Below are 10,322 nucleotides of genomic sequence, written 5' to 3'. Positions count from 1 at the left end.
GAAGGAGTAGTGAGAGATGTCTGACGGGGAAAAGGGCGAATTCCTCATTGTCACGGGCATGTCCGGCGCGGGCCGGACGACTGTGGCGAACGCGTTGGAGGATCTGGGGTGGTACGTCGTGGACAACCTCCCCCCGCAGATCCTCCGTCCGTTGCTCGACCTCACCGACATGGGCGGCAACGCGCTTCCGAGAGTCGCTGCGGTGGTGGACGTCCGCGGCCGCAACCTCTTCGATGACTTCCCCGGAGTCGCTCGGGCGCTGCGCTCCCGAGGTTCCGTGCGGGTGCTCTTCCTCGATGCCGCCGACGACGTACTCGTGCGCCGGTTCGAAGCCGTGCGGCGTCCGCAGCCGCTGCAGGGCGATGGCACGCTGCTCGATGGCATCCGAATCGAACGGAATCGACTCGCCCCCATCCGCGAGGCCGCGGATCTGGTCATCGACACGTCGTCGCTCAACATCCATCAGCTCGCCACACAGGTCTCCGAACTCTTCTCCGAGGAGGGGGCGGCACGTCACCGTGTGACGCTGCTGAGCTTCGGCTTCAAGTACGGCCTCCCCACCGATGTCGACCTCGTCGCAGACATGCGCTTCCTCCCGAACCCGTTCTGGAACGAGGAGTTGCGCGGTCTCACCGGGCAGGATGAGTCGGTCCGTGACTACGTGCTGTCCCGCGAGGGTGCGAAGGAGTTCCTCGACGCATACTCCGCGGCACTGGTGCCCGTGCTGGAGGGATATCAGCGCGAGAACAAGAGCCACTCCACGGTCGCGATCGGCTGTACGGGGGGGAAACATCGCTCCGTGGCCATGTCGGAAGAACTCGCACGCAGGCTGGCCGCGATCCCCGGAGTCGCCGTGAACGTGCGCCACCGGGACCTCGGGCGGGAGTGAGAAGGGCGCCCGGCCGAGTAGGCTGGACGTTTGCGTCGCGATCCGGCGCGTGAACGTAGAGGAGTGTCGTGGCACTAACCACCGACGTCAAGGCTGAGCTGGTCAGCATCCGCAACGCACCCCCCACGGTGCGCGTCGCCGAGGTGACCGCGATCCTCCGGTTCGCCGGCGGTCTGCATTCCATCGCAGGTCGTGTGGCCGTGGAGGCGGAGGTGGATGCCGAGACGCTGGCCCGCCGTGTCGCTCGCGATCTCGCAGAGATCTACGGTGTGCGACCGGAGATCGCACAGGTGCAGTCGAGCACCGCGAACGAAGGTGCGCGCTGGGCGGTCCGTGTGATCGGCGCGGGGGAGACCCTCGCCCGCCAGACCGGTCTGCTCGATCAGCGTCGTCGCCCTGTGCGGGGTCTTCCGAACCGTCTCACCACGGGGTCTCGTGCGGAGATCGCCGGGCTGTGGCGCGGGGCTTTCCTCGCTGCGGGCACGCTCAGTGAGCCCGGCCGCTCCGCGATGCTCGAGGTCGTGTGCCCGACATCCGAGGCCGCGATGGCATTGGTCGGAGCAGCGCACCGACTCGGCGTCGCGGCCAAGGCCCGTGAAGTGCGGGGCATGCCGCGCGTCGTGGTGCGCGAGGGCGAGGCCATCCGTACCGTCCTGAGCGAGATGGGTGCCCAGAAGACGGCCCTCGCCTGGGAGGAGCTGCGGCAGCGCCGCGAGGTTCGTGCCGGCGTGAACCGCCTGGTCAACTTCGACGACGCGAACCTGCGCCGTTCCGCGCAGGCTGCGGTCGCCGCCTGCGCACGGGTCGAGCGCGCGCTCGAGATCCTTGCCGACGAGGTTCCCGACCATCTCAAGGTGGCAGGGGAACTGCGCCTGGCGCACCGCGATGCCAGCCTCGACGAACTCGGCCACCACGCCGACCCGCCCCTGACGAAGGACGCCGTGGCCGGTCGCATCCGTCGCCTGCTCGCCATGGCGGACAAGCGCGCCCAGCAGGAGGGCATCCCCGGAACCGAAGCCGCGGTGCCCGCCGGACTCGACGTCTGAGCGCTTCCTCATGACAGAGCCGGTCCCTCAGGGGGCCGGCTCTTTTCGCGTCATATGGGGGAAGTATCAGGTACCGCTCCGCGTTGACGTCACTAGGATGAGTAACGTCCGCTCGGCGCCGCACATCGGTGGCGCGGAGGATCGGCAAGCGCCGCGGCGCGGCGCGGATTGGATGAAAGCGACATGGCGACCTACACGCTCCCTGACCTTCCCTACGACTTCGCAGCTCTCGAGCCGCACATCAGCGGCAAGATCATGGAACTCCACCATGACAAGCACCACGCGACCTACGTCGCCGGGGCGAACACCGCACTCGACCAGCTCGCCGAGGCTCGCGACAGCGGCAACCTGGCGAACGTGAACAAGCTCGAGAAGGACCTCGCGTTCAACCTCGGCGGACACGTCAACCACTCGATCTTCTGGACCAACCTCTCCCCGAACGGCGGCGGCCAGCCCGAGGGCGAGCTCAAGTCGGCGATCGACGAGTACTTCGGCTCGTTCGAGAAGTTCCAGGCCCACTTCACGGCGGCAGCGACCGGGATCCAGGGCTCCGGCTGGGCCGTCCTCAGCTGGGACTCGATCGGCTCGCGACTGATCATCCAGCAGCTGTTCGACCAGCAGTCGAACACCGCACAGGGCACGATCCCCCTGTTCCAGCTCGACATGTGGGAGCACGCCTTCTACCTCGACTACCTGAACGTCAAGGCCGACTACGTCAAGGCCGCCTGGAACATCGCCAACTGGGAGAACGTCGCCCAGCGCCTCGAGGTTGCCCGCAAGCAGACGAACGGCCTGCTGGTACTGTCGTAATCGGGTCGCGTCCCGGCGAGTCTGGCTCGTCGGGACGCCATCTCAGCCAAAAACCCCCCGCGCTTCGTGTACGCAGGAATGCTGCGCGCGGCGCACGAGAAACAGGGAGACCTGAGTGTCTGTCAAGATCGGTATCAATGGCTTCGGCCGTATCGGACGCAACTACTTCCGCGCGGCTCTCGCGCAGGGAGCGGACATCGAGATCGTCGCGGTCAACGACCTCACCGACAACAAGACCCTTGCCCACCTTCTGAAGTACGACTCCGTCAGCGGTCGTCCTCGATGCTGACATCAGCTTCGACGACGACAGCATCACGGTGAACGGCAAGGAGATCAAGGCGTTCGCAGAGCGCGACCCCGCCAACCTCCCGTGGGGCGAGCTGGGTGTCGACATCGTCATCGAGTCGACCGGATTCTTCACCAAGGCCGAGGCCGCCAAGAAGCACATCGATGCGGGCGCCAAGAAGGTCCTCATCTCGGCTCCGGGCACCGGCGTCGACGGCACGTTCGTCATGGGCGTGAACGAGGACAAGTACGACCCCGCCGCGCACCACATCATCTCCAACGCATCCTGCACGACGAACTGCCTCGCGCCGCTCGCCCAGGTCTTCAACGACGCGTTCGGCATCGACCGCGGCTTCATGATGACCGCCCACGCGTACACGGCCGACCAGAACCTGCAGGACGGCCCGCACAGCGACCTCCGCCGTGCTCGTGGTGCCGCGATCAACATCACGCCGGCATCGACCGGTGCCGCCAAGGCGATCGGCGAGGTTCTGCCCGAGCTCCAGGGCAAGCTGAGCGGCTCGTCATACCGCGTGCCGGTTCCCACCGGCTCGATCGTCGACCTGACGCTCATCACCGACCGTGAGAACCTGACGGTCGAAGAGGTCAACGAGGCGTACAAGAAGGCTGCTGCCGAGGGTCGCCTGGCCGGCTTCCTGCAGTACAACGAGGACCAGATCGTCTCGAGCGACATCGTGCACAACCCGCACTCGTCGATCTTCGACGCGACGCTGACCAACGTCAGCGGCAACCTCGTCAAGGTCTCCAGCTGGTACGACAACGAGTGGGGCTACTCCAACCGTCTCGTCGACCTGACCGAGTACGTGGCCGAGCGCCTCTAAGCTCAGACACATGACTCTGCGCACCCTGGACACGCTGGGGTCGCTCGAAGGCAAGCGCGTCATCGTCCGTTGTGATCTCAACGTCCCCCTGCGGGACGGGATCATCACGGACGATGGCCGCGTTCGGGCCTCCTTGCCGACCCTCAATGCACTCATCAACGCGGGTGCCCGCGTCGTCGTGTGCTCCCACCTCGGACGCCCGGACGGCGCGCCCGATCCTCAGTACAGCCTCGAGCCGGTCGCTCAGCGACTGTCGGAGCTGCTCGGCAAGCCCGTCGCGTTCGCGCGCGACACGGTCGGCGAGTCGGCACAGGAAGCGGTTGCGTCGCTCGAAGACGGTGGAGTCGTCGTGATCGAGAACCTCCGCTTCAACGCCGGTGAGACCGCGAAGGACGACGCCACTCGCGCGTCATTCGCCGCAGAGCTGGCCGAACTCGGTGACGTGCTCGTGTCGGACGGCTTCGGTGTCGTGCACCGCAAGCAGGCGAGCGTCTACGAGCTCGCCGAACTGCTGCCGTCGGCCGCCGGTCTGCTGATCGCCGCCGAGCTCGACGTGCTCGACCGTCTCACCGAGAACCCGGAGCGGCCGTACGCGGTCGTGCTCGGCGGGTCGAAGGTCAGCGACAAGCTCGGAGTCATCTCGCACCTGCTGCCCGCGAGTCGACACGATCCTCGTCGGCGGCGGCATGCTGTTCACCTTCCTCAAGGCTCAGGGGCACCCGTGGCGTCGAGCCTCCTGGAAGAGGACCAGCTCGACACGGTCCGCGGGTACCTCGCGGAAGCGGCCGAGCGCGGCGTGGAGATCGTGCTTCCCGCGGACGTCGTCGTCGCGGCATCGTTCGGTGCCGATGCGGCCCATGAGGTCGCCGCGGCCGACGCCATCGAGTCGACGCCGTTCGGCGCCTCGGGCATCGGCCTCGACATCGGCCCGGAGACCGCGGCGCGATTCGCCGAGGTCATCCGCGGATCCAAGACGGTGTTCTGGAACGGCCCGATGGGCGTGTTCGAGTTCCCGGCGTTCGCGGCCGGCACCAAGACGGTCGCGCAGGCGCTCACCGAGGTCGACGGCCTCAGCGTGGTCGGCGGTGGCGATTCCGCCGCTGCCGTGCGTCAGCTCGGCTTCACCGACGACCAGTTCGGTCATATCTCGACCGGCGGCGGCGCAAGCCTCGAGTTCCTCGAGGGCAAGAAACTACCCGGCCTGGAGGTGCTCGGATGGGCATAGCAACCCGTACCCCGCTGATCGCGGGCAACTGGAAGATGAACCTGGACCACCTGCAGGCGGTCGCGTTCGTGCAGAAGCTGCACTGGACGCTCAAGGACGCGAAGCACGAGGACGGCTCTGTCGAGGTGGCGGTCTTCCCGCCGTTCACCGACATCCGCAGCGTGCAGACCCTGATCGACGCGGACAAGATCCCGTTCTCGCTCGGTGCGCAGGACGTCTCGGCACACGACTCCGGTGCGTACACCGGTGAGGTGTCCGGCGCGTTCCTGGCGAAGCTCGACGCGAAGTACGTCATCATCGGTCACTCGGAGCGTCGTGAGTACCACGCCGAGGGCGATGACGTGGTGGCCGCCAAGGTGCAGGCGTCGCTGAAGCACGGACTCGTGCCGGTGATCTGCGTGGGCGAGACGGCGGAGGACCTCGAGAAGTTCGGCGCCAGCGCGGTTCCGGTCGGACAGCTGGAGGCCGCCCTGCAGGGTGTGTCGCCGACCGCCGACATCGTCGTGGCCTACGAGCCCGTGTGGGCGATCGGCTCCGGCCAGGCCGCGACGCCGCAGCAGGCGCAGGACGTCTGCGCCACGCTGCGCGGCGTGATCGCCAAGGTCCTCGGTGAGGATGCTGCGGCGCAGCACCCGCGTCCTCTACGGCGGATCGGTGAAGTCGGCGAACATCGCGAGCTTCATGCGCGAGCCCGATGTCGACGGTGCGCTGGTCGGCGGCGCGAGCCTCGTCGTCGACGAGTTCGCCGCGATCATCCGCTTCGAGAAGCACGTCGGCGTGTGAGTGCGGCGGGGCTTCGGCCCCGCTGCACCGTATACTTGACCGTTACGGGGGCGCTCCTGCCCCAGCGAAAGGCTCTTTCTCGTGGCAATTCTCGAGTTCGTCCTGCAGGTGGTGCTGGGTATCACCAGCGTCCTGCTGACCCTCCTCATCCTCCTGCACAAGGGTCGCGGTGGCGGCCTGTCCGACATGTTCGGCGGAGGCATGACTTCGGCGGTGGGTTCCTCCGGCCTCGCGGAGCGGAACCTCAACCGCTTCACCGTCGTCCTGGCACTGGCCTGGTTCGTGGCGATCGTCGCGCTCGGCCTCATCACGAAGTTCGAGGTGATCTGATGGCTACCGGTGGTAACGCTATTCGCGGAACCCGTGTCGGTTCCGGCCCCATGGGGGAGCAGGACCACGGCTACCACGCCGACCGCATCGCGGTGTCGTACTGGGACGGACTCGGCAACGAGACGGTTCGCTACTTCGCCGCCGGTCTCCCCGAGGAGGAGATCCCCGAGACGATCGATCACCCGCAGTCGGGTCTCCCCGCCGGGCGCGACAAGGCGAACCCGCCGGCACTGGCGAAGCCGGAGCCGTACAAGACGCACCTCGCCTACGTGAAGGAGCGTCGTACCGACGAAGAGGCCGTACAGCTGCTCGACGACGCGCTGACGCAGCTGCGTGAGCGTCGGGGGCAGTGACCTCCGTCTGACAGACATCGAAGCCGTCGCGAGCGATCGCGGCGGCTTCGTCGTTTCCGCCGGATGCGCGAGGTCAGCGGCAGCCTGCGGCGGCGTCGATGTAGTTCTGCGGCGGGTAGCCGTACGCCCACACGCCGTTCGCGTCGTCCGTGTAGCCCATGCTGATGGCCCAGGCCGTCGCCCACTTCTCGATGCTGTCCTGCGTGGACGAGTCGTACATGTCGGCGCATTTGACGCTGATCGCATGACCGACCTCGTGCGCGACGAGCGCTTTGCTGCGATCCGCCGGCCACTGCTCCGCCACGGAGTTCGACAGCTCGATCGTGGCCCGGCCCGGGTCGTCCCACCACCACGTCGTGTACCCGCCCATGCTGCCGTCGTACCCGACGCCGTTCACGATCGGAGCCCAATCGAAGTCCAGGAGCACGCCGGGTGCGAGCTTTCGAGCGAATGCCTCGATCTCGAGCCGAGCGTTCAGCAGCGGGCCCGACTTCTCGGCCAACTCCGACTTCTCGGAAGCCACGAGCTGGGCCGCCGCCGTCTGGAGAGCGGTGAAGGCCGTGACGGCGTCTTCGTCGATCGCCGTCGTCCCGGCCGCTGCGACCGCAGAGTCGCGTAGCGCTATCACGGCATCGTTCTTCGCCGAGAGGTGGGCTGCCTCGAAGGCGGTGGCCGAGTCGGCCGTGGTCGTGAGCAGTGTGATCCCCGCATCGGTGAGGGAGTCCGTGGCGACGGAGATCTCGCCCGTCGCCTCGCCCAGACGTTCCTCGAGCGCATCGACGTCGCGGCGGTCCTGCTCCAGCGATCCGGTCGCCCCGAGGAGTTCCCAGAACCAGATCGGCTTCTCGCCGACGGCGGGCACGCGCTCGGCGAGCAGCGAATCGGCTGAGGCCAGAGCCTCCGTGGCGGTGGATGCCGCCTCGGCCACGGCCTCCTTGGCCGCGGGGTCGACCAGGGCTCCGGTGTCGCCGTCGAGGATCAGCGCCGCCGAATCGGTGGTGCCTTCGAGCAGGTTGCGGGCATCATCGACCTCGGTCCTCGTCTCGGCGGTCGACCGTGCTGCAGCGCGGAAGTCCTGCTCGGCGGTGTCGTAGCCGGCGTTGGCGGTCACCTGGACGGTGCCGGCGGCCGCGATCAGCAGGACGGCGCCGGTGATGCCGAGAAGCAGTCCGGTCCGCCTGCGGCGCGGAGGAGTGGGGAGAGGCGGGTTCTCGGAGAACCGGAGCGGGACGGTGTGTCCGCCCTCGGAGGGCGCGCCAGCGCCGTGGATCGGACTCTCTTCGATCACGGCATCCCCCCTCGATCGGCGACGGGCGCCGGCGTTCCGACGAGTTTAGCCAGGAAAGACAGAACCCCCCGCCGGTGGGCGGGGGGTTCTGTGAACGGAGGGGCTGACGGGAATCGAACCCGCATCATTAGTTTGGAAGACTAAGGCTTTACCACTAAGCTACAGCCCCGTTGTCAGGCGTTCGAGAATCGCACGACCCGACTCATCGAGCATAGCGGACTGTCGGGGGTGCTCCCGTCCGTTAGACTCGATTGGGCTGAATCTGCGTGCGGATTCCCCGGGGCGTAGCTCAGCTTGGTAGAGCGCCCGCTTTGGGAGCGGGAGGTCGCAGGTTCAACTCCTGTCGCCCCGACACGGCTCGACAAGCCTTCAAGCCGCGTGTCAGCGCGGAAACCACAAGGAGACACACCAGCATGGCGAACAGCACCGTCGAGAAGCTGACCCCCACCCGGGTCAAGCTCAGCATCACGGTCACCCCGGACGACCTCAAGCCGAGCATCGCTCACGCATACGAGCACATCGCTCAGGACGTCCAGATCCCCGGATTCCGCAAGGGCAAGGTCCCTGCACCGATCATCGACCAGCGCATCGGTCGCGGCGCGGTCATCGAGCACGCGGTCAATGAAGGCCTCGACAAGTTCTTCCGTGAGGCCACGGTCGAGCACAAGCTCCGTGTCGTCGGCCGCCCGGCAGCCGACATCACGCAGTGGCCCAACGAGAAGGACTTCTCCGGCGACCTGCTCGTCGACGTCGAGGTCGACGTCCGTCCCGAGATCGATCTCCCCTCGTACGACGGCATCACGGTGACCGTCGACGCCGTCGAGGCGGATGCCGCCGCTCTCGACGCCGAGCTCGACAACATGCGCGCGCGCTTCGGCACGCTCGTGACCGTCGACCGTCCGGCCGCCAAGGGAGACTTCGTCGAGCTCGACCTGGTCGCCACGATCGATGGCGCCGAGATCGACCGCGCCGAGGGCGTCTCCTACGAGATCGGCTCCGGCGAGCTGCTCGAGGGCATCGACGACGCGATCGAGTCGCTGACCGCCGGTGAGGACACCACGTTCCGCTCCTCGCTCGTCGGTGGCGACCACGCCGGTTCCGAGGCCGAGGTCTCGGTGTCGGTCAAGGCCGTCAAGGAGCGCGAGCTTCCCGAGGCTGATGACGACTTCGCGCAGATCGCGAGCGAGTTCGACACGATCGCCGAGCTCCGCGAGAGCCTCGCCGAGCGCGTCGCGCAGCAGGGCGTGTTCACCCAGGGCTCCGCCGCTCGCGACAAGCTCGTCGAGACGCTGCTCGAGCAGATCGAGATCCCCGTGCCGCCGCAGCTCATCGAGGACGAGGTGCACAGCCACCTCGAGGGCGAAGGCCGCCTCGAGGACGACGTGCACCGTGCCGAGGTCACCGAGGCGAGCGAGAAGCAGTTCCGCACGCAGGTGCTGCTCGACACGATCGCCGAGCAGGCCGATGTGCAGGTCTCACAGGAGGAGCTCAGCCAGTACCTCGTGCAGTCCGCCGCGCAGTACGGCATGGCGCCCCAGGAGTTCGTCGAGGCACTGCAGTCGTCGAACCAGCTCCCTGCCCTCGTCGGCGAGGTCGCGCGCAACAAGGCACTCGCGATCACGCTCGGCAAGGTGAAGGTCGTCGACACCAACGGCAAGACCGTCGACCTCTCCGACTTCATCGTCGTCGACGACGAGTCGGTCGTGGCTGAGGCAGAAGCTGACGAGAAGCCGGCCAAGAAGGCTCCCGCGAAGAAGCCTGCCGCTAAGAAGGCTCCGGCCAAGAAGGCGGATGCGGCCGAGGCCGAAGAGCCCGCAGCCGAGAAGGCGCCGGCCAAGAAGCCTGCTGCCAAGAAGGCACCCGCGAAGAAGGCCGCCGACAAGGCGGAGTGATCGCGAAGCGATTCTGAGAGGGGCGGATGCTGCGGCATCCGCCCCTCTGTCGTCACCGAAGGGAGACAGCATGCAGGACTGGGATGACCGGATTGCCGCGATCTGGGCCGATGAGAACCTGAGTGACCGCGAACGGATCGAGCGGATCGATGCCGAGGCGAGCGAACGGCCAGAGGGCGATGCACGTGCATTGTTCGAGCGCGCGGGTGCTCGTGATTCCGCAGGGATCGAGTCGGAGGCCGAGCCGCTCTATCGCGCCGCGTTGGCTGCAGGGCTCGATGAGGAGCATCGTCCCCAGGCGGTGATCCAGCTCGCCAGCACGGTGCGCAACCTCGGTCGGATCGACGAGTCGATCGAGATGCTGCGGGCTGAGTACGAGCGAGGTGGGCCGTTCGTCGATGCCGCCGCCGCGTTCTATGCGCTGGCGCTGGTGTCGCGAGGGGACGCGGTGCTCGGGGCCTCGATCGCTCTCACCGCGCTCGCGCCGCACCTGCCGAGGTACACGCGATCGGTCACCGGATACGCGAGCGAGCTCACTGCTCCGCCACGCTGATATGCCGACGGCGAACACGGCCTGAG

General features: G+C 67.4%; 9 protein-coding genes, 2 tRNA genes and 2 pseudogenes. 11 read left to right on the top strand and 2 right to left on the bottom strand.

Annotation, left to right across the window (positions count from 1 at the left end; all coding sequences use genetic code 11):
* The first annotated feature begins 16 nt into the window (after positions 1-16).
* From rapZ to P0Y60_12360, 8 genes and pseudogenes are all read left to right on the top strand, one after another.
* Positions 17-889 carry an RNase adapter RapZ gene (gene rapZ / locus P0Y60_12395; protein WEK60128.1) on the top strand — a complete coding sequence of 291 codons (873 nt, stop codon included), beginning with the start codon at positions 17-19 and terminating at the stop codon, positions 887-889.
* A gap of 68 nt (positions 890-957) precedes the next feature.
* Entirely contained in the window at positions 958-1,935 is a 978-nt protein-coding gene (whiA, locus tag P0Y60_12390) for a DNA-binding protein WhiA (GenBank protein ID WEK60127.1), read from the top strand.
* A gap of 183 nt (positions 1,936-2,118) precedes the next feature.
* The gene (locus P0Y60_12385) at positions 2,119-2,745 is read left to right on the top strand and encodes a superoxide dismutase (GenBank protein ID WEK60126.1); all 627 of its coding nucleotides are present in this window, start codon (positions 2,119-2,121) and stop codon (positions 2,743-2,745) included.
* Positions 2,746-2,860: 115 nt separating this feature from the next.
* A pseudogene (gap, locus tag P0Y60_12380) lies at positions 2,861-3,872 on the top strand (type I glyceraldehyde-3-phosphate dehydrogenase).
* 10 nt (positions 3,873-3,882) lie between these two features.
* A complete protein-coding gene (locus P0Y60_12375; GenBank protein WEK60125.1) occupies positions 3,883-5,097 on the top strand; it encodes a phosphoglycerate kinase in 1,215 nt (404 codons plus the stop codon).
* Positions 5,088-5,880, top strand: a pseudogene (gene tpiA / locus P0Y60_12370) (triose-phosphate isomerase). The gene P0Y60_12375 and the pseudogene tpiA overlap by 10 nt, the downstream one beginning before the upstream one ends.
* Before the next feature lie 81 nt (positions 5,881-5,961).
* Complete coding sequence (gene secG / locus P0Y60_12365) at positions 5,962-6,210, top strand: preprotein translocase subunit SecG (GenBank protein ID WEK60124.1); 249 nt, start codon at positions 5,962-5,964, stop codon at positions 6,208-6,210.
* Complete coding sequence (locus P0Y60_12360; GenBank protein WEK60123.1) at positions 6,210-6,563, top strand: RNA polymerase-binding protein RbpA; 354 nt, start codon at positions 6,210-6,212, stop codon at positions 6,561-6,563. The genes secG and P0Y60_12360 overlap by 1 nt, the downstream gene beginning before the upstream one ends.
* A gap of 73 nt (positions 6,564-6,636) precedes the next feature.
* Here the strand turns inward: P0Y60_12360 and P0Y60_12355 are convergent, their stop codons facing one another.
* Together P0Y60_12355 and P0Y60_12350 are read right to left on the bottom strand one after the other, a co-directional pair.
* Positions 6,637-7,851, bottom strand: a complete 1,215-nt coding sequence (locus P0Y60_12355; GenBank protein ID WEK60122.1) for a hypothetical protein — start codon at positions 7,849-7,851, stop codon at positions 6,637-6,639.
* 98 nt (positions 7,852-7,949) lie between these two features.
* Positions 7,950-8,020 (bottom strand) — tRNA-Gly (locus P0Y60_12350).
* A gap of 109 nt (positions 8,021-8,129) precedes the next feature.
* On the opposite strand from P0Y60_12350, the gene P0Y60_12345 reads away from it, so the two are divergent.
* The 3 genes from P0Y60_12345 (at position 8,130) to P0Y60_12335 (ending at position 10,296) form a co-directional block, all read left to right on the top strand.
* A tRNA-Pro gene (locus P0Y60_12345) sits at positions 8,130-8,203 on the top strand.
* A gap of 61 nt (positions 8,204-8,264) precedes the next feature.
* Positions 8,265-9,743 (top strand): trigger factor, encoded by a 1,479-nt coding sequence (gene tig / locus P0Y60_12340; GenBank protein ID WEK60121.1) that lies wholly within the window; start codon positions 8,265-8,267, stop codon positions 9,741-9,743.
* Between the two features lie 70 nt (positions 9,744-9,813).
* Complete coding sequence (locus P0Y60_12335; GenBank protein WEK60120.1) at positions 9,814-10,296, top strand: tetratricopeptide repeat protein; 483 nt, start codon at positions 9,814-9,816, stop codon at positions 10,294-10,296.
* Positions 10,297-10,322 lie beyond the last annotated feature (26 nt).

Source organism: Candidatus Microbacterium colombiense, from assembly GCA_029203165.1.
Classification (GTDB): domain Bacteria; phylum Actinomycetota; class Actinomycetes; order Actinomycetales; family Microbacteriaceae; genus Microbacterium; species Microbacterium colombiense.
Note: the sequence above shows the minus strand (reverse complement) of the source record. Positions and strands in the feature narration are given on the sequence as shown.

Bases quoted from the DNA above. Each gene is read 5' to 3' on its own strand.
- P0Y60_12335 (WEK60120.1), top strand. From the start codon at position 9,814: ATGCAGGACTGGGATGACCGGATTGCCGCGATCTGGGCCGATGAGAAC.
- P0Y60_12360 (WEK60123.1), top strand. From the start codon at position 6,210: ATGGCTACCGGTGGTAACGCTATTCGCGGAACCCGTGTCGGTTCCGGC.
- P0Y60_12375 (WEK60125.1), top strand. From the start codon at position 3,883: ATGACTCTGCGCACCCTGGACACGCTGGGGTCGCTCGAAGGCAAGCGC.
- P0Y60_12385 (WEK60126.1), top strand. From the start codon at position 2,119: ATGGCGACCTACACGCTCCCTGACCTTCCCTACGACTTCGCAGCTCTC.
- tig (WEK60121.1), top strand. From the start codon at position 8,265: ATGGCGAACAGCACCGTCGAGAAGCTGACCCCCACCCGGGTCAAGCTC.
- rapZ (WEK60128.1), top strand. From the start codon at position 17: ATGTCTGACGGGGAAAAGGGCGAATTCCTCATTGTCACGGGCATGTCC.